General features: G+C 64.5%; 18 protein-coding genes. 17 read left to right on the top strand and 1 reads right to left on the bottom strand.

Annotated elements, in window-relative coordinates; genetic code table 11:
• The first annotated feature begins 4 nt into the window (after nt 1–4).
• Nucleotides 5–1,180, top strand: a complete 1,176-nt coding sequence (qmoC, locus tag GGQ74_RS12375; RefSeq protein WP_167941850.1) for a quinone-interacting membrane-bound oxidoreductase complex subunit QmoC — start codon at nt 5–7, stop codon at nt 1,178–1,180.
• A gap of 63 nt (nt 1,181–1,243) precedes the next feature.
• A complete protein-coding gene (locus GGQ74_RS12370; RefSeq protein WP_167941849.1) occupies nt 1,244–1,921 on the top strand; it encodes a coiled-coil domain-containing protein in 678 nt (225 codons plus the stop codon).
• A gap of 928 nt (nt 1,922–2,849) precedes the next feature.
• Here GGQ74_RS12370 and GGQ74_RS12365 read toward each other — a convergent pair.
• Entirely contained in the window at nt 2,850–4,034 is a 1,185-nt protein-coding gene (locus tag GGQ74_RS12365) for an amino acid permease (protein WP_167941848.1), read from the bottom strand.
• Nucleotides 4,035–4,548: 514 nt separating this feature from the next.
• On the opposite strand from GGQ74_RS12365, the gene GGQ74_RS12360 reads away from it, so the two are divergent.
• The 15 genes from GGQ74_RS12360 (at nt 4,549) to GGQ74_RS12290 (ending at nt 19,534) form a co-directional block, all read left to right on the top strand.
• Nucleotides 4,549–5,169 carry a hypothetical protein gene (locus GGQ74_RS12360; protein ID WP_167941847.1) on the top strand — a complete coding sequence of 207 codons (621 nt, stop codon included), beginning with the start codon at nt 4,549–4,551 and terminating at the stop codon, nt 5,167–5,169.
• Nucleotides 5,166–6,170, top strand: coding sequence for a glycosyltransferase family 4 protein (locus tag GGQ74_RS12355; protein ID WP_167941846.1), 1,005 nt, complete (start codon nt 5,166–5,168; stop codon nt 6,168–6,170). Before GGQ74_RS12360 ends, GGQ74_RS12355 begins: the two co-directional genes overlap by 4 nt.
• Nucleotides 6,171–6,310: 140 nt before the next feature.
• Nucleotides 6,311–7,411: a nicotinate phosphoribosyltransferase gene (locus GGQ74_RS12350; protein ID WP_167941845.1), complete on the top strand. Its 1,101-nt coding sequence runs from the start codon at nt 6,311–6,313 to the stop codon at nt 7,409–7,411.
• 166 nt (nt 7,412–7,577) lie between these two features.
• On the top strand, nt 7,578–8,402 hold the full coding sequence (locus tag GGQ74_RS12345; protein WP_167941844.1) for a TatD family hydrolase: 825 nt from the start codon (nt 7,578–7,580) through the stop codon (nt 8,400–8,402).
• 512 nt (nt 8,403–8,914) lie between these two features.
• A complete protein-coding gene (locus tag GGQ74_RS12340) occupies nt 8,915–9,655 on the top strand; it encodes a basic amino acid ABC transporter substrate-binding protein (RefSeq protein WP_167941843.1) in 741 nt (246 codons plus the stop codon).
• An 80-nt stretch (nt 9,656–9,735) separates the two neighbouring features.
• A complete protein-coding gene (locus GGQ74_RS12335; protein WP_167941842.1) occupies nt 9,736–10,533 on the top strand; it encodes an amino acid ABC transporter permease in 798 nt (265 codons plus the stop codon).
• Entirely contained in the window at nt 10,520–11,260 is a 741-nt protein-coding gene (locus GGQ74_RS12330; protein WP_167941841.1) for an amino acid ABC transporter ATP-binding protein, read from the top strand. Before GGQ74_RS12335 ends, GGQ74_RS12330 begins: the two co-directional genes overlap by 14 nt.
• A gap of 429 nt (nt 11,261–11,689) precedes the next feature.
• On the top strand, nt 11,690–12,706 hold the full coding sequence (locus tag GGQ74_RS12325; RefSeq protein ID WP_167941840.1) for a 4Fe-4S binding protein: 1,017 nt from the start codon (nt 11,690–11,692) through the stop codon (nt 12,704–12,706).
• Between the two features lie 30 nt (nt 12,707–12,736).
• A complete protein-coding gene (locus tag GGQ74_RS12320; RefSeq protein ID WP_167941839.1) occupies nt 12,737–14,254 on the top strand; it encodes an ATP-binding cassette domain-containing protein in 1,518 nt (505 codons plus the stop codon).
• A 72-nt stretch (nt 14,255–14,326) separates the two neighbouring features.
• Complete coding sequence (locus GGQ74_RS12315; RefSeq protein WP_167941838.1) at nt 14,327–15,910, top strand: hypothetical protein; 1,584 nt, start codon at nt 14,327–14,329, stop codon at nt 15,908–15,910.
• Between the two features lie 20 nt (nt 15,911–15,930).
• On the top strand, nt 15,931–16,641 hold the full coding sequence (locus tag GGQ74_RS12310; protein ID WP_167941837.1) for a phosphoribosylanthranilate isomerase: 711 nt from the start codon (nt 15,931–15,933) through the stop codon (nt 16,639–16,641).
• Between the two features lie 234 nt (nt 16,642–16,875).
• Entirely contained in the window at nt 16,876–17,805 is a 930-nt protein-coding gene (locus tag GGQ74_RS12305) for a hypothetical protein (RefSeq protein WP_167941836.1), read from the top strand.
• Between the two features lie 12 nt (nt 17,806–17,817).
• Entirely contained in the window at nt 17,818–18,603 is a 786-nt protein-coding gene (locus GGQ74_RS12300; protein ID WP_167941835.1) for a tetratricopeptide repeat protein, read from the top strand.
• Between the two features lie 116 nt (nt 18,604–18,719).
• Entirely contained in the window at nt 18,720–19,028 is a 309-nt protein-coding gene (locus tag GGQ74_RS12295) for a late competence development ComFB family protein (RefSeq protein ID WP_167941834.1), read from the top strand.
• A 26-nt stretch (nt 19,029–19,054) separates the two neighbouring features.
• Nucleotides 19,055–19,534: a hypothetical protein gene (locus GGQ74_RS12290; protein ID WP_167941833.1), complete on the top strand. Its 480-nt coding sequence runs from the start codon at nt 19,055–19,057 to the stop codon at nt 19,532–19,534.
• Nucleotides 19,535–19,552 lie beyond the last annotated feature (18 nt).

Raw genomic sequence — 19,552 nt, 5'->3', positions numbered from 1 at the left:
CGTCATGTCGAAAGCTGTACGGATTGAACCCGATGTGCAGTTCATCAAGGAGCTGCAGTCGGTGGGTGGCGACACCCTCAAAAAGTGCTATCAGTGCGCAACCTGCTCTGTGGCCTGCCCCCTGTCGCCGGCCGACGCCCCCTATCCTCGCAAGGAAATGATCTGGGCGCAGTGGGGCCTCAAGGACAAGCTGGTCAACGACATCGACATCTGGCTCTGCCACAACTGCGGAACCTGCTCGGACCTGTGTCCCCGTGGCGCCAAGCCCGGTGACCTGCTCTCCGCGCTGCGCAACATGGCATACAAGAACCTCGTCGAACCGAAGATCCTCGGCACGTGGATGAGCTCCTCCAAGTACCTGCCCATCCTCGTGGCCATCCCGGTCGCGCTGTGGCTGTTCGTGTGGTCCCTGACCACGGGCCTGACCATCCCCGAAGGCACCATCGTCTTCGGCAAGGTCTTCCCCGGCGACTACACCATCGACCCGATCATGTGCACGACCTTCTTCTTCATGGTCACCTCGTTCGTTCTCGGTTGCTCGAAGCTCATCAAGTCCTTCCAGTCCATCCCGGGAACCTACTACGTCGGCGCTCACGAAAAGCCCGGCATCATCGACTGCATCAAGGACGTCCTTTTCAACGAAATCGGTCGTCACACCAACTTCACCAGCTGCGGTGAAGAGACCGAGGCCGACAAGGACAAGTTCAAGGGTCACCTCCTGCTGTTCTACAGCTTCGTGGCTCTGGCCGTCGTCACCGGCATCATCGCTACCTGCCACTGGGGCGGCAAGGTCATCGAGTTCATCTCCCCGGCCGGCCACACCCCGCTGCCGCTGTGGGCTCCCCACAAGCTGGTCGCAAACGTTGGCGCCGTGATGATGATCATCGGCCTGACCCTGCTCACCCGCCGTCGCATGAATCAGGACGAGAAGAAGACCAAGTCCTCCTACTACGACTGGTTCCTCCTCGGCCTCATCTGGGCCATCGGCCTCACCGGCATCTTCAGCGAGCTGCTCCGTCTGGCCGACGTCGCCACCCTTGCCTACCCGATGTACTTCCTGCATCTGGTGGTCGTGTGGATGCTCTTCGCCTACCTCCCCTGGTCCAAGCTCGGTCACGTGGTCTACCGCACCGTGGCCCTGATCTACGCCAGGCGCATCGGGCGAGTGCCGCTGAGCTAGGTTCCAGACTTGACTGACTAAACCAAAGAAAGACGACTTTCCTTGACACATAAGGAGGCTATCATGGCTGAGAGCGTTGACCGCAAGGTTTTCCCCATGTCCACGTTCGCCGCGTACCTCACCGGCGAAGAGTATGATGCCAACCGTTCCGGTATCCGCGAGCTTCTGGGCTTCATGACCGGAATGTCCATCGACGCCACGTCCGAGCCCTTCGCCGCCGCAATGGCCAAGGCTTGGATCTACGAACAGAATCCCGAGCTGACCGGAATCAAGGGCCACGCCGACAAGTTCGGCTCCCACGTTTCCGTGCTGCCCCTGCCCGCCGACACCTGCGACATGCTCGCCAAGGTCGTGGCTCAGCTGCAGGACGTGCAGGCCAAGAACAAGGAGCAGGCCTCCAAGATCTCCGATCTTCAGAAGCAGCTCTCCGACACGCAGGCCAAGTTGAAGGAAGCCTCCGCCAAGGTCACCACCTACGAGGCCCAGCTCGGCGCTGGCGAGAAGAAACTCCAGGTCTCCGAAGGCCAGATCGACTCCTACGTCGGTAAGGTCGACAGCCTGCTCGCCAAGATCGAGGAAGTCATCAAGCACGGCGTGGTCACCACCGCCGCAGGTGCCGCAGGTGCCGCCGGTGAGGCCGCTGCCTCCGGCGCTGCCGACGCAGGTGCCGTCGACTCCCCCGGCGAAGTCTCCGCCGACTTCGGTTTCGGTACCGACGGCGGCGACGGCTTCGGCTTCTAATTCGCCACAGCCAATTCCGTTGCTTCAGGCCCGGATCGCTTTGCGATCCGGGCCTTTTTTCGTCTTCCGCCTCGTCGCTGTGCCTAGCTGTATCGTTCACTGCCCCATGCAAGACGTAGGCTCCGCCAGCCAAGGGGCCGCTGGCCCCCTGGACCCCCGATATGCGATATCCGTGGGTGCCCTTGGCAAGCCGGTCGGCTTTGCACGACGAAGCCCTAGTTGGGATTGTTAAGGGCCCACGGCCCTTGACCGGGGCCGGGGCAGAGCCACGGTCGCCGAAGGCCATGCCCCGCGCAGCGGTTTCCGCCTCGTCGCTGTGCCCAGCTGTATCGTTCACTGCCCCATGCAAGACGTAGGCTCCGCCAGCCAAGGGGCCGCTGGCCCCCTGGACCCCCGATATGCGATCTGCGTGGGTGCCCATGGCAAACCGTTCGGCTTTGCACGACAAAGCCCTAGTTGGGATTGTTAAGGGCCCACGGCCCTTGACCGGGTCCGGGGCAGCGCCCCGGTCGCCGAAGGCCATACCCCGCGCAGCACGTATCGCGGTTTCGCCGCGTCGTTTCGTCGCTGTGGCCGAGGCGTATCGTTCACCACCACATGCAAGACGTAGGCTCCGCCAGCCAAGGGGCCGCTGGCCCCCTGGACCCCCAATATGCGATATCCGTGGGTGCCCTTGGCAAGCCGGTCGGCTTTGCACGACAAAGCCCTAGTTGGGATTGTCAAGGGCCCACGGCCCTTGACCGGGTCCGGGGCAGCGCCCCGGTCGCCGAAGGCATCCTTTTGTCCCGCCGGTCGCCGAAGGCCATGCCCCGCGCAGCGGTTTCCGCCTCATCGCCATGTCCTGCCGTTTCACCAGCGACAGCGCACGAAAAAGCCCGCCCCTGCCGATATGGCGGGAGCGGGCCGTGAAGAATCGCTATGCGGTTGGCTAGATGTAGCTGGCCGTCACGATGAGCAGTCCAATCAGCGAGGCGAGGACGAGAGCGGGCGTTCCGCCGAAGACCTGATAGGTCTGCGGCTTTCCGTCGCGCCTGAGCTTCCACGCCATGGCGCAGGGCAGGAAGATGGCGAGGATGGCCAGCGCTGCGCCAGCGTGCGCCAGTGCCTGAATGAAGCGTCCGGGACAGACCAGAGCGGCACCGAGCGGCGGCGCGAAGACCAGCAGCATGGTGAAGAAGCGATGGAGCCGAGAGTTGCCCAATCCGAAGACCTCGGCCAGCAGATCGAACAGGGCGAGAGACACGCCGAGAAACGAGGTCAGAAGGGCCAGCGCGGCGAAGGTGGAAAGCACCGTGCCAAGCCACGCGGACCCACCAGCCAGCGTATTCACGAGCATCTCGACACTGCCGCCCATGCTGCTCAATTCGCCAGCCGATGTCCGCCCGAGGGACGCCATGACCCACAGCAGGTAACAGATGAAAGGCAGCACGCTCCCGAACACCGCCACCTTGCGCAACCGCGCTGCGGGTGCGTCCAGATAGCGGACAATGCTGGGAATGCTGGCGTGGAAGCCAAAAGAGGTGAACAGCACGGGCAGTGCAGCCAGAATCAGGCTCCAGCTGATGCCGCCGGAAACGCTGGCTCCAGCGAGATTGGCGGTCTGCACGCCGGGCACGAGACTCGCCAGCGCCGCGACCATGGCTCCGACCATCACGAAGAACAGGAGCTGGTTCACGCGAACGATCATGCCGGTTCCGAGAACGACGACCAGTCCGCCAAGCACCGCGAAATACAGCGTGCCATTCTGAGCGGCGATATCGAGACCAACGCTGCTGACCACGCGCGTGGCAAGCTCGCCAGCGCCGGTGAGATACGCGACCAGCAGCGCATAATGCAGAAAGACCATGCTGCCCGTGGCCACGATCTGACCGCCGCGCCCAAGGACCTTTCTGGCCATGTTGTTGAAATTTTCTCCTGCGCCGATCCTGAGGTTGACCTCAAGGAGCAAGAGCGCGGAATACACGGCAAGTCCCCAGACCAGCAGAAGCAGAAGCGCTCCCGTCGCAAACCCCATTTCGCCGATGACCATCGGCAGGCCAAGCATGCCCGCGCCGATGGCTGTCCCCGCCACAATGCATGCGGCTCCGATTTCTCTTGATGCTGACGTATTCATTGTTCCGAGTGGGTTGGTAAGGTGAGGCGCGGCTCGATCCTGCGCGTTTCGAGGCAAGCGCGAGGAAGCGGACCGCTCGCGAAGGAACGGCGATGCGGATGGGAAAATTTCGTCCGCACGATAAGACCGCTGGCAACATGGCACACACATTCCCCACGCATGCGCGAGGGGCACAGGTCTCTTGGCACCCCAAACGCACTGCGTCAAGGCCGGAATTCCTTGCCTGGCGGGCATTGTTTGCGCAACTACGGTTCATTGCGTCATAAGGCGACGCAATGCGGCTTCGTCCGATAGGCCGATCACGCATGACGCGTCATCGACATGCCGATTCATACGGTATCGACGCATCATCCGACATGAGAACGATGCGCAAGATGAATCCGTTCCCGCCAGTTGCATGTCATTCAACCACGTTTCGACGATTGCGCGCGGGGCACGCCCCTGCGACCAACGGTGGACCGCCGGAGCAAAACGACGGCCCGTTCCACGCCCTGCGATGCGAATTGCCATCCGAATGCCCCCCCTCGACTCGCCACCCGCCACCGCCGCGCATGTTGCGCCGCAGCGCGTGACAGGGTATGTCCCTGCCATGCGCCGCAACATCTCCGCATCAATGCAACTTCTGCCGTTCATGGCCTTCCTGTTCCACATATTCAGTGCAGGAGCGGGCGGAACGGATTGGCAGCTCGCCTTCGAATGGGGCGGCCTTGCCGCTGTGTCCGTCACCGCGGCATGCCTCGGACTCCGTCTGCCCGTGGACAGGCTACTTCTTGGCGTGAACCTCTATCTCGCCAGCGGAGCGGCCGCCTATGCCGTGCAATGGTTCCCCATGCTCGGGCTGTATGCCCGCCTGCAAGCGGCAGGCATTCTCGCATGGGTCGTTGCCGTGGGCGTGGCGGATTTCCTTCTACTTCTGCGTTCCAAGCATGCCGACACGTGCAGCCAGCGGCGCGCCCTGCGGCTGCTCCTTACCGAATTCGTGGCGCTGAACTGGGCCTTCCTGTTTCGCGACAGCCATATGCTGGCCCTCGTGCTCCCCTTCGCCACGCTGGCGATTATGCGCATGGTCCTGAACCGGCGGTTCGCCCCGGCCATGGCTTCCGGCTCCACAAACGAAACCGAGGCCGAGGCATGAGCGTCACCCACATCTTTCTGCCGCCGTTGCGCAAGCCCACCGGCGGGCTCGCCGTGCTGCATCAGGTGGCCGCACATCTGCACGCCGAAGGCTTCCCGGTCCGTCTCGTCCCGCGCGAGGCCGCGTACTGGGCACCCGCGCTCTCGGCTGCGGTCCCCGTCACGCCATGGGCCGATCTGCACCTTGCGCCGGACGACATCTGGCTCGTACCCGAGGGCTGGGTCAATGGTCTCGCCCCCGGCCTTTCCGCCGGGGCGCGTTGCGTCGTCTATGTGCAGAACTGGGCGTATCTCTTCTCAGCCCTGCCCGAAGGCGTCACGTGGGACCGGCTCCCGGTCTCCTTCATCGCCGTCTCCGATCCCGTGGCGTGGTTCATGCGCGAAACCATCGGCGTGGAAGCCCCGGTCCTGCGCCCCGGCATCGACCTCTCGCTCTTCACGCCACCGACTGAGCGGCCGGACTCGCCCGTGCGCATCGCCTTTATGCCGCGCAAGAACAAGGCGCTGGCCGCGCAGATCAGGGCCGGATTCGAAGCCAGAGCCGCCCGCCGTGCCATGCCGCCCGTGGAATGGGTCGCCATCGACGGCCTTCCGCCCGAAGGCGTGGCCCGCACCCTTCGCGAAAGCCACGTCTTCCTCGTCACCGGCTATCCCGAGGGCTGCCCGCTGCCGCCGCTGGAAGCCATGGCCTGCGGCGCGCTCTGCGTCGGCTTTGCCGGACTTGGCGGATTCGACTACATGCGAAACGCCGCCACGTTCCCCGGCGCGGCTGAGCCATGGTTCCCCCTGCGCCCCACGCCGTGGACTGGAAACGGCCTCTGGGTGGCCGACGCCGACGTCATGGCGGCCGTCAACGCCCTCGAAACCGCCGTTACCGCCGTGGCCTCGCATGATCCCCGCGTTACGAATTGTCTCGCCGCCGCGCTGGACACAGCCCACCACTACGGCATAGAAACCCAACGCCGAAGCGCCGCCGCCCTCTGGCAGCAGCTCTCCAGCTGACCATCTCCCCAAAAGCGACAGTTCACCGTTTTTTTCCGCCAATGCTTTCCGCATCGGCGTATGAACGGTTATATCCATCATAGGACGCGAGGCGGGCCGATCCGCACCGCATGGCCTGAACAGACGACAAGGACACGACAATGCGCTACAGGCTGCCCGAGAGCCACCGCCCCTATACGGACGCCTACTTTCTGCGTTCGCGCCACATTCTCGAACGCGAGGACCTCAATCCCCGCGTCACCATGCAAATTTTCCTCCGGCAGGGTCCGGGCCGCATCCACGGCATCGACGAGGCCGTCGGCATCATCGGCAGCTTCGCCGGAAACGGTGGGCGCAACCTCACCGTGCATGCCCTGCCCGAAGGGGCCGAATACGCCCCTCTCGAAACGCTCATGCTCATCGAAGGCCCAATTCAAGACTTCATCGAGCTTGAGACCCTCTATCTCGGCGTCATCGCCTCGGCTACCTCGGAGCGCAACGGCGATCCGCTCCCGGACCCTTCGGCCGTGGAACGCCGCGCCGCCGCCATCCGCGAGATGCTGCCCGACAAGCAGCTCATGTACTTCGGGTCCCGCCACTGGCACTGGACCTACGACGAGGAGATCACCCGCGCCGCCATTCGCGGCGGCTTCGACTCCTGCGCCACCGACGCTGGCGCGACGGCCTCCGGCCTGTCCGGCGGCGTGGGCACCATTCCGCACGCCCTTGTGCTCACCTTCGCCCACCGCGTGGGCATGGAGCGCGCCACCGCCGAAGCTACGCTGGCCTTCGATCGCCACATGGACCCGTCCATCGCCCGCATCGCGCTGGTGGACACCTTCAACCGCGAAGTGACCGATTCCATCGCCACCGCCGAGGCCCTTGGAAGCCGCCTATGGGGCGTGCGCCTCGACACCGCCGGCGAAAACCTCGGTCAGGGCGGAACGCCCTTCGACGGACGCACCCACTGGACCGGCAACGGCGTCACCGTGGAGCTCGTCCGCAACGTCCGCGAACAGCTCGACGCCGCAGGGCACAATGACGTGAACATCGTCCTGTCCAGCGGCTTCGGCGACCTCGAAAAGATCGCCGCCTTCAAGGAAGGCGAGGCGCGATACGGCCGCCTGTTCGAATCCATCGGCATCGGGAGCCTGTTCCCGGCGCGCTTCGCCACGGCGGATATCGTTCGCATCGAAGGCCGGGACATTGCGAAGGCGGGCCGCGGCCTGCATCCGAATCCCCGGCTCAGGCGCGTGCTCTAGGGCAGAAGGTGCCGTCATGAACAGGGCACTCGTCATCGTCGACATCACGGCGCGCACCCACGCCACAGTCGCCGAATCCGCCTGACCTCATCATGACGGGCCGTTCAGAGTCCGGGATTGTCTTGCGCGCCCCCCGATGGTACGACGCGCGCGGAGGAATGATTTCATGGCCAAGAAGAAGGAACGGGCGCTGCCCGAATCGCTGGGGCTGCCCGCAGGTGGCGTGGAGACGCACGCCCATCTCGACCACGAGGATTTCGCCGAGGACATCGAGACCGTCATCGCCCGCGCCCATGCCTGCGGCGTGAGCCGCATCGGCCACGTGTTTCTCGGCCCCGAGGACTACCGCGACGGACAGCCTCTGTTTGCCGCGCATCCCGAAGTGTTCTTCATCCTCGGTGTTCACCCGCAGGACGCCAAGGATCTCACCCCCGCACGCCTCAACGCCATGCGTGAAGCCATCGCCGCCGATCCGCGCGTCCGTGCCGTCGGCGAAATCGGGCTCGACTACCACTACGAATACTCCCCGCGAGACGTGCAGGACGCAGCGTTTCGCGCGCAGCTGGCCATGGCCCGCGAACTGGACCGCCCGGTGGTCATCCATTCCCGCGACTCCCACGAGGACGCCGTGCGCATCCTTCTCGACGAGGGCTTCCACGACCGCCCGCTCCTGTGGCACTGCTTCGGGAGCGACATCGCCTTTGCCCACGAACTCCTCTCCCACGGCTGGCATCTTTCCATCCCCGGTCCTGTGACCTACGCCCGCAACGAGGCCGTGCAGGACGCCGTGGCACAGATTCCCCTTGATCGTCTCGTGCTGGAGACCGACTGCCCCTATCTCGCCCCCGAACCGTGGCGCGGCAAGCGCAACGAACCCGCCTTCATCGGCTTCACCGCCGTCAAGGTCGCCAAACTGCGTGGCATGGACCCCGCAGAACTGTGGACCGCCTGCGGCGACAACGCCCGCCGCTTCTTCGGACTCGACAACTAGCCCGCCAACATTACGCTTTGCAACGCCACGCCTCGCCTCGCGCACATCCGCTGCGCGGGGCATGGCCTTCGGCGACCGGGGCGCTGCCCCGGACCCGGTCAAGGGAGTGACTCCCTTGACAATCCCCACTAGGGCTTTGTCGCGCAAAGCCGACCGGTTCACAAAGGGCACCCACGCAGATCGCATATAGGGGGTCCAGGGGGCCAGCGGCCCCTTGGCCGGCGGAGCCTACGGCTTGCATATCTCAATGAACGATCCGCCTCGCCACTGCGCCGCATTTGCCGCCAGCCTTTGACACATTTGCAACTTTTTTTCGCTTCAACATCGAAAAAACGCGTCACGCATTTCCGGTACTTGTCAATCCGGACCAAAGCATAGTAGTTGAATTCCTCCGGTTTACAGCAGGGACACAACAGGAAGTCGCGTCGCAACACTCCCGCCCTGCATTGTCCAATCACACGTCACAGGGGAACGCGGTGTCCGCCGCCGCCCCCGCACAATGGAGGTTTCGCATGTTGAAGAGATTCGTCATGGCTCTGTGCGCCGTTGCGCTCATGGCCGGTGCCGCGCAGGCCAGAACCATTCATTTCGCGTCCGACGCGACGTGGCCGCCCATGGAAATGCTGGACGCCGAAAAGAACGTCGTCGGCTTCTGCCCCGAGGTGGTTCGCGCCATGGCCAAGGCTGGCGGCTTCGAGGCCGACATCAAGAGCACCGCGTGGGACGGCATCTTTGCCGGACTGGCTGCGGGCAAGTACGACGTCATCGCCTCTTCGGTGTCCATCACCGAGGAGCGCAAGCGCGCCATGGATTTCTCCGATCCCTATTTTGAGGTGAAGCAGGGCGTGGTGGTCCGCGCCGGTTCCGACATCAAGTCCTTCGCGGACCTGTCCGGCAAGACCGTGGGCGCGCAGATCGGCACCTCCGGCTACTTCACCGCCAAGAAGGCCGAGGGCGCGACGCCCAAGTCCTATGACGAAGTGGGCCTCGCCATTGAGGACCTGTTCAATGGCCGTCTCGATGCCGTCATCTGTGACGACGCCGTGGCCGCCGACTTCGCGCTGACCAATCCCAACTACTCCGGCAAGCTTGCCCTCGCTTTCCTCATCGTTCCGGAAAAGCCCGAGTACCTCGGCTTTGCCGTGAAGAAGGGCAACCGTGAGGTCATCGAGATCCTCAACGCCTCGCTGAAGGCTGTCCGCGAAAGCGGGGAATACGACCGCATCTTCAAGAAGTGGTTCCCCACCAACTAGCAGGCCGCCCCATATCATGACAGAAGGCCGGAATCGCCCACGCGGTTCCGGCCGGCTTCAACATTTCGCAAGGCACCATCATGTCTCATCGCAAGCATGTCACCATTGACATTGGCGACGGCGCGGCCATACCCCGCAAGCGCGACATCGGGCTTTTCAGTGCCTGGTGGCTCGCCTTCATCGGCGCCATCGCCATTATCGTTTATCTCTGCTCCGTCAGCCCCGAGCCCTACCTGCGCATTCTGAAGTTCATCCCGGACGGCGTGCTCGTGACCTTCGAGGTCACCGTGCTGTCGATCCTGCTGTCGCTGGTGCTCGGACTCATCACCGGACTGGGCCGCCTCTCCAAGAACAGGGCTTTCAACCTCATCGCCTCGACCTACGTCGAGGTGGTGCGCGGCATCCCACTTCTGGTGCAGCTGTTCTACATCTACTACGCCCTCGGCAGGCTGGAGATATTCAGCAACCTGCCGCCGCTGGCCGCCGCGGTCATCGCCATGGGCATCTGCTACGGCGCATACATGGGCGAAGTGTTCCGCGCAGGCATCGAAGCCATCGACAAGGGGCAGACCGAAGCGGCCCGCTCGCTCGGTTTCGACAGCCGCCAGACCATGTTCCTCGTCATCCTGCCGCAGGCATGGCGCACCATCCTGCCTCCGGTGGGCAACGAATTCATCGCTCTGCTCAAGGACTCCTCGCTTGTGTCCATCCTCGCCGTGGCGGACCTGCTGCGCCGAGGCCGCGAATTCGCCAGCGAATCGTTCTACTACTTCGAGGCCTACACGATGGTCGCGCTGGTCTATCTGGTCATCACGCTTGTCCTGTCCAAGGCCGTAAGCCACATGGAAGCGAGGTTGCACTACTATGACCGCGACTGATCCCATCATCCGCATACAGGGCGTTCACAAGAATTATGGCGCACTGCGCGCCCTCGACAACGTCAGCCTCGACGTGGCGCGCGGCGAGAAGGTCGTCATCATCGGCCCCAGTGGATCGGGCAAGTCCACGCTGCTGCGCTCCATGAACCGCCTCGAAACCATTGACGGTGGCAGCATCATCGTTGACGGACTCGACGTGAACGACCGCTCCAACAACATCAACGCCATCCGTCAGGAACTGGGCATGGTCTTCCAGAGCTTCAACCTCTTCCCCCATAAGACCGTGCTCGAAAACCTCACCATGGCCCCCATGCGTCTCAAGCGCGTGCCCAAGCACGAAGCCGAGCAGACCGCCATGGAACTGCTGACCAAGGTCGGCATCCCCAACAAGGCGGGCGTGTATCCGGCCATGCTCTCCGGCGGTCAGCAGCAGCGCGTGGCTATCGCCCGTGCGCTGGCCATGAAGCCGAAGATCATGCTCTTCGACGAGCCGACCTCAGCCCTCGACCCCGAAATGATCGGCGAAGTGCTCGACGTCATGGTCACCCTCGCCCGCGAAGGCATGACCATGGTCGTGGTCACCCACGAAATGGGCTTCGCTCGCGAGGTCGCCGACCGCGTCGTGTTCATGGACGCAGGACGCATCCTCGAAATCGGCACGCCGGAACACTTCTTCCAGTCGCCGACCAACGAACGCGCCCAGCTGTTCATGAAGCAGATTCTGTAGCGCGTCCCCTTCTTGTGCATCAAAAGGGCCGGGCCTCCCCACGCGGGAGGCCCGGCCCTTGCGTTTTTGCCATCACCACGGCTGATGACCGCTACGCGGGGCATGGCCTTCGGCGACCTGGGCGCTGCCCCGGACCCGGTCAAGGGCCGTGGGCCCTTAACAATCCCAACTAGGGCTTCGTCGTGCAAAGCCGAATGGTCCGCCAAGGGCACCCACGTATAGCGCATATCGGGGTTCCAAGGGACCAGCGGCCCCTTGGCCGGCGGAGCCTACGTCTTGCATTGGGCAGTGAACGATACGCCCGGCCACAGCGCCATGCACATGTGCACAAACTTGCGCCTGCGGCGCTGCTGTTGTAGCCAAGCCCCCCTTCCGGCGGGCACGAACTTGAGCCGCCTACCGGACCCAACCGGAAACGGGAGTTTCATCATGGATATACGTCACCTCTCGAAAGCCATCATGCGTCCGTCACGCGTCAGGCTCGCCGTACAGTTCGGATGTGCGGCGCTGTGCCTGTACGCTGGCTGGCGCTTCTACCTTTTCACCAGCTGGGCCGCCGGACACACGACTGAAGCCGTCGCACGCCCGGCCTCAGTGGAAGCCTTCCTACCCCTCAGCGCCTTCATGGCTCTCAAGCGCCTGCTCGTGACGGGGCTTTGGGACGCGGTGCATCCTGCGGGGCTGACCATCCTCATCATGGCCATCGTAATGGCGCTGGTGGTGCGCAAGGGCTTCTGCGGGCACATCTGCCCGGTGGGGCTGGCCTCGCGCATGCTCGCCGCCGCAGGCCGCCGCCTCGGCATCAGCCATGAGCCGCCGCGCTGGATGCACAAGGGCTTGTTCGTCTTCAAATACATGCTGTTCGCGCCCTTCGCGCTAACCGTGCTGCGCATGGGCGTACCAGAGATCGAGAGCTTCCTGTTCTCGTCCTACAACATCTCGGCCGACGCGCACATGCTCGCGTTCTTCCTGTATCCCTCGACGGCGACGCTCATCGTCGTGACCACGCTCGCTCTGCTCGGACTGGTGGTGCCCTATTTCTGGTGCCGCTACATGTGTCCCTACGGCGCAATGCTCGGCCTGTTCTCGCTGGCCTCGCCACTGGCCATCACGCGCGACGCCTCGGCCTGCACGGGCTGCGGCCGCTGCTCGCGCGTGTGTCCCGGCGGCATCCGCGTACAGGAAAAGGTCCGCGTCAACTCGCCCGAATGCGTGGGCTGCATGCAGTGCGTGGAGGCCTGCCCGGCCAAGGGATGCCTCGCCCCGGCGCTGCCCGTAGTCGGTCGACTGAACCCACTCCTGCCCGCGCTGGCGGCGGCGCTTCTGCTGGCTGGCTTCCACGTCTGGGGCGTGAGCACGGGACACTGGGACAGCACCATGCCGCTGACCATGTTGCGCAGGTTCTACGCCATGGCGCTCTCCGGCATGCCAGCTTCGGGCTTTTAATGTCGACGCAGCCGGTGTAACTGTCCCGCCATGCATACCGCGATCAAACAGCCGTTGGTCCGCCTTGTCGACGTCAGTGTCCGCACAGGGCAGACCATGGCCCTCGAACATGTGGACTGGGCCCTCGCCCCGAACGAGCACTGGGCCATCGTAGGCCGCAACGGCGCGGGAAAGACCACCTTCATGCGTGTGGCGCGCGCGGAGCAACACCCCGCGCAGGGCATGGGCCATGTCGAGTGGGTGCTCGACGGCCAAGGGGGCGGGCCAGCCGAGGCGCGCCAGGCCATGCTCATCGTCTCCGCCGACGATCAGGACCAGTACACCCGCCTCGGACGCGAGCTCTGCGGCACGGAGGTGGTCGTCAGCGGGCTACGCGGAACGACGGACCTCTTCAGCCCCGCCACCCCCGAGGAACTCGCCACCGCCCGCGAACTGCTGGCGGAATTCGACGCCGCCCACCTCGCCGACACGAATCTGACCGCCATGTCGCGCGGTCAGGCGCGGCTTGTGCTCATCATCCGCGCCCTTGCCGCCCGCCCGCGCGTGCTACTCCTCGACGAGGCGCTGGACGGGCTGGACCGCCACTCGGCCAAACGCGTGAATGCGGCTGTGGAAACCGCCGCGACGCAGGGGATGCAGATCGTGTTCTGCACCCACCGCAAGGGCGAAATCCCCGACTTCATCACGCACGCGGGCATCATGGAATCCGGACGTCTGGTCCGGCAGGGACCGCGATCCGTGGTGCTCGACGAAGCTCGCCGCGCAGCCGAGGACGAAGAGGTTCCGCAATGGAACGGATGCTCTGCCACGGACCTCGCGCCACACGGCGAAACTCCGGAATTCCTCGTGCGCATGCGAAACGCTACCGTGCTTCGCGCCGGGCGGCATATCCTGTCCGGCGTGGACTGGACCATCCGCCCCGGAGAGCGTTGGGCCGTCCTAGGCCGCAACGGCGCGGGCAAAAGCACCCTCGTGCGGCTCATGACCGCCGAAATGCGCTGCATGGCAAATGGCCGGGTCGACTGGTTCGGGGCGTCCGGCCCTACGGACATCGCGGCCGTGCGCCAGCGGATAGGCCTCGTCTCGCCGGAATTGCAGGCCGCCTACCGCTACGACGTCCCCGCGCTGGAGCTTGTTCAAAGCGGCTTCTTCCACAGCATCGGCCTGTGGTGCGAACCTTCGCCGGAAGAAACCGCCCGCGCACGGAGCCTCATGAACCTCGTGGGCATGGCGGCCTTCGAAAATCGCCACATCCGCAGCCTGTCCTATGGCCAGCTCCGGCGGCTTCTCATTGCCCGCGCACTTGCCCCGCGCCCGGACCTGTTGCTCCTCGACGAACCGTGCACCGGGCTGGACGCCGTCTCCCGCGCGTCCTTCCTGCGCACGACGTCGTTGCTATGCGAAGCGGAAATGTCCATGGTCTTCATCTCCCACGCACCGGAGGAACTGCCAGACGGCATGACCCACGTCCTCGTCCTCGACGAAGGGCGCATCCACTGCTGCGGCCGCATCGACGACCTCGGCTCCCCAGCATCGCTTCTGCCCTGACAGGCTCTTCACGGACGGCGCAGGCTCTGATATACGAACGCAGGCCCCACAACCTGCAACAGGCGTGCGCCAATGCGTCCACTTCTCCTTCTCACGCTGGTCCTGCTTCTCGTTTCCGCCTGCGCCCCGGCCCTGCCGCATGCCGATCCGCAGGACATGACCGGACGTAGCGTCTCCACCGAACGCGCCTACCGCATCGGCCTGCGCTGTCTCGAATCCGGCCGCGACGACGCTGCAGCCGCGCACTTCGAGCGCGTTCTCGCCGACCGCCCAAACCATTTCATGGCGACGGTGTACCTCGGCCTCGCGCAGTGGTTCTCCGGTGCACCCGAAGCAACAAGAAGCCTGTGGCAGACCAGCGCGACGAACTTTCCCCCGCAGTTGGCGCGCGAGCTCGACTCCATGGGCCTCGCCCTCGAACTGCTCGCCCATCGCCTACGCGCGCGGCGCGCCGTGGCGGACGAAGCCCTCGGCACATATCCTCCCATCGAGCCCGACCGCATCCTCGTCGCGCGCTTCGACTGCCGCGCCAGCGCCGAGGACCACCCCAACGCGCCATGCGGCTCTATTGCCCGCGCCCTGCGCGAGCGGTCCATCCAAATCCTCGCCGACGCAGGCTTCGCCGTGATCCCGCGCGATCTGGCCCGCGCCTACGAGATGGAGTGCGGGGCGGACCTCCTGATTCCACAGCGCGAGCACGCCCTGCGCACCGCGCGGCTTCTCGGGGCGCGGTTCCTCGTCTACGGCAACATCTCCCCCGCTCCGGGCAACCCGGACGCCCTGCGCACAGTGGTCAGCGTCATGGACCTCGAACCAGAATCCACCCGCCGCGAGCGGCTGCGCTCCGCGCTCGACATAGCCCGGCGCGAACTTGACTCCACCCGGCTGTCCCTGCACACCGTCCTCTCGCGCCTCGACACCTGCGATCAGGCCCTTGAGCACGCCGCACAGCAGGACGTGCTGGATGTGCTCCTCACCCGCCGCGCCGCCGTGGCCGATGCCATAAGCGCCGCCAACCGCGAGGGACGCCTCGCCGACGCCGTGACGCTGGTGGCGCACCACGAGGTGCTCGGCAACGATATCGCCCGCCAACGCGCCAGAATCCGCGACTTCGAACGCACCACCATTGCCCTCGAACTGAACCTGTTTTTGTTGCGCGAAGACCAGCTGCGCGCCCAAACCAAGGCGTTGCGCCCAGAAGCCACCCGCCTGCGCAGGGCCATCCTCGCACTGGAGAGCCAATGCGCCTTCCTCACGCGCAGGCTCGCAGAACCGACCGTTCCCGTGCGAGACGCGGTCTTCACCGTAGCCAACGCAGGCATGAGCGCATGGCCCGCAAGACTCGCGGGTGCCGTGGCTCCCCTTCTCGGCGCGAATGGCTCCCAGCTTCTGGCGCTCCCTGCCGACTCGACGCCCATCTCGGCCGATCTTGCGCTACTCGATCAGGCCCTTGCCGCATGGGATGACGGCGAGTATACCCGCGCCTGCCGTCTCATGACGCAGGCCGATCCCGCCGCGCCCGCTCCGGTGCATCCCGGCGAGGGCTTCGACGCCATGGGGCTGGCCTCCCTCTCCCGCGAGGAAGTGGCCCACAGCCTGATGCACCGTGTGCGACAGGCCGCACAGGTGGCGGGGATTCGCTCCACCGACCTCTGACCCACGAAACAGGAACGCCCATGCCCCGCACGGACCTCGCCCCCATCTGCCCCCGCATTCAGATTGCGGGAATCATCGACCGCGAGGAGGCCGACCTGCTGGTCCGCCTCGGCGTGGACAGCCTCGGCTTTCCCCTGCGCCTCGCCGTGCATGCCCCGGACATCTCCGACGCCGACGCGGCCCACGTCATCGCCAGCCTGCCGCCCCATGTCGCGGCGGTCGTCATCACCTACCTCACGAATCCGGACGAGATCATCGCCCTGTGCGACGCGCTCGGCACCGCGCGCGTCCAGCTCCACGCCGACGTCCCGCCTGCGGTTCCGGCAGCCTTGCGGGCGCTCCGGCCGGATTTGCGCATCATCAAGAGCCTCGTCATTCCGCACGGCTGCGACGACGCGCTTCCGAATTCCATCGTTGAGCGCATCAACGCCTTCGCCCCGCACGTGGACGCCTTCCTCACCGATTCCACGGACCCTACGACCGGTGCAACGGGCGCCACGGGGCGCATCCACGACTGGCGGCTAGACCGCGCCATCGTCGAGGCCTCGCCCATCCCGGTCATCATCGCTGGCGGTCTCAATCCGACCAACGTCCGCGCCGCCATCCGCGCCGCGCGCCCGGCCGCCGTGGACGCGCACACCGGCGTCGAGGGGCCGGACGGACGCAAACGCGCCGATCTCGTCAAAACCTTCATTCGCGAAGCAGTATCCGGCTTTTCCGACATCGCCTGAACGAAACAGCTACGTATTTCACCACGACACAAGACATACGCAATTCCACTTCGCGCTAAAATGCGCACCAACCAAACGCATTATCAATCCACACCGCTCCATTGCTCTCCATACTGCGGCCACAGCATGCCACTACCCATCGCTTCATTTGGATGTTGCATATTTGTTTTGTTGAATTTATGATTGTCTGCACCCCTCGATAAAACCATTCTCCAGAATGGATCAGGAGCGAACATGTTCGACCGTCCCGACTGTCGGCCCCTCGCCAACACACTGCTCCACGATCTCGTCGATCACAGAAATCCTCGTGCCGTGCTAGGAGAAGTGCTGACCATCTTTTCCCTCATCCACGAGGACGCTGACACGCATTTCCTGCGCACGGCCCATGCGGACACCGTCGCCCTGTTTCACGGCGAATATCCCGGCTACAAATGCTGCAGCACACGCTACCACGATCTCCAGCACACCATGGAGGTCTTCCTGTGCGCTGCGCGTCTTCTGCATGGCCACACTCTTGCCGGACGCACCCTGTCCGTTCGCGACTGCACCCTCACGCTCATCGCCGCTCTGTTCCATGACGCGGGGCTGATCCAGAGCGATAGCGACAACGAGGGCACTGGTGCCAAGTACACGCGAGGACACGAGGAGCGAAGCGGAGCCTTCGTGCACGCCTACTTCGACACCACCGGACAGCCCAGGCGCGACGCCGACTACTGCGCCTCGGTCATCCTGACCACCTGCCTCGGCATCACGCCGGACGTCATCCCATTCACCAGCCCAGAGCACATGCTGGCCGGGCGCATCCTCGGCGCGGCGGACCTGCTGGCCCAGCTATCCGGGCGCGAGTACCTCGAAAAGCTGCTCTATTTGTATGGGGAATTCGCCGAGGCCGGATTCGCCTACGAGTCCATGTTCGATCTGCTCTCGCGGACCCACGGCTTCTACGCCATGGCCCGCGCCCGCATCGAAGGCCCACTTGGCGGCGTGGATGCTTCCATGTTACGCCATTTCAGGAACCGATGGGGACTCGATCGGGACATGTACAGCGAATCGACAAAGCGCAACATGAACTACCTGAACGAAGTCCTGCGCGTAGGTCCCGAGGCCTACCTGACCAAGCTCAATCGCGGGGGCATCGTCAGGTCGCTCACCCCCTCCGCATAGCCGCAGGCATCCATGCCCTCACCCGACAGCTCTCCGCGCGCTCCCATCAAGGGCGTCTTCTCCACCATGGAGGTCAAGAAGACCGGCTCCGGCGCCACCACCCAGAGGACCAAGGTCAAGCAGTACTGGCTGGTCAACGAAATCGAGGGCGGCAAGGCCGAAGTCCAGCCCATCAACGAAAATCTCATCCCCATCGGCAAGAAGCGCGTCGTCTCGCTGGACGACGTGCTGGAACGCTTTCAGCCGGAACCGGACTTCTTCGTCCACAAGTCCTTCGCCCCGCAGCCGCCCGAAGGCGAAATCGCGACGGACGAGGGTGCCGCTCCCGGTGCGCCGCCGCGCCAGCCCGAGACCATAGAGGGCTTCGAAATCTCCGGTTCGCCGGAGGAGATGGAGCGCAGCGCCCGCGCGAGCTTCGGCATCGGCCTCACCTACCTCAAGCGCGGCAACCTGCAACGCGCCGAGGACGTCTTCGAACGCCTCGCCGACATGCAGGCCGACTTTCAGCCCGAGCACAAGCACATGTTCAACGACTTCGGGGTGTCCCTGCGCAGGCAGAACCTCTTCGACACGGCCCTCAAGCACTACATGCGCGCGCTGGAACTGGCCCACGACGACGAAAACCTCCTGCACAACATCGCACGCGCCCACTACGAGAAGCGAGATATCAAAAGCGCCATCAAATATCTGGAAATGTCGCTGGCCATCAATCCGGATCACGAAATGTCCCGCAAATTCCTCGCATGGATCAAACGCAAACACCGTGACGCGGCAGGCCCGGTGGTGCTCGATTTCTGACCGAACGCGCCGCGTCGTCCGCTTCGCGACAGTACACCTGGACGCAATGAACCCGGCATGTTTGAACTCATCATTGCAGCGTGTTATGAAACACGGATACAAGCCAAGGAGCGAACATGGACAAGAAGCTTCAGGATATCGCCGATAGCCTCGTCGTAAACGGAATGGCGCTCTACCATGTCCGCAACCGCAACGAAAAGCGCGTGGCAGAATGCATGGAACGTCTACTCGCCGAGGTGCCCGATTTCGCGCCGACGACCATCGACATCGAGGACATCTACGCGCTGAGCCTCAACAACCTGCCCCCGCGCTATGTCCAGCGCGGCAGCATCGTACTGCGCGAACCCGTCCGCCCCGATCAGGTCGAACAGACCGTCCGGGAAGCCATCGAAACCGTCCGCACCCGTCCGAACTACGAAGCCTGAGTCCATCGCCCCGCAGGAGGCCGCCGATGCTCAAGGACTATACGCAAACCCTGGACAGGCTCCAGATGGGACTTGGCAGGGCCTACATGCGCTCCCCCTCCATTCTCGGCATTCCCGGCATGTCCATCGCCGTGAAGATCGACCCCAACTACTATCTTGCGGTCATGCCAGCGTTCATCCACCGCATGGCCGAATGGGGCGGCATGTTTCCCGACACGGCTGAGGATGCCCTCATGCGCACCGGCAACCTCATCACCAGCGGGCCAGACCGGGACTACCTGCTGGAACTCGGCGTGGTGTGGGGCATACCACCCGTGACCAAACGCATACGCTGCGCCCTCGTCCTCGCGGAATTCGTGGACCGCGCCCTGCGGCTGCATGGCAGACGTGCGGCACCGCTGCCCGTGGCCGATCTGCGCGTCATCGCTGCGGATAGAGAGCGCGTCGACAGCTTCCTCGATGACAAGACACCTCTTGACAAGACGGCCTTTAGCTCGCAAATCTGATCCCTCGCTTCAGTCACA

The organism is Desulfobaculum xiamenense (assembly GCF_011927665.1).
Classification (GTDB): Bacteria; Desulfobacterota; Desulfovibrionia; order Desulfovibrionales; family Desulfovibrionaceae; genus Desulfobaculum; species Desulfobaculum xiamenense.
The sequence above is the reverse complement of the archived record's forward strand: the minus strand, read 5'-3'. Positions and strand labels throughout refer to the sequence as shown.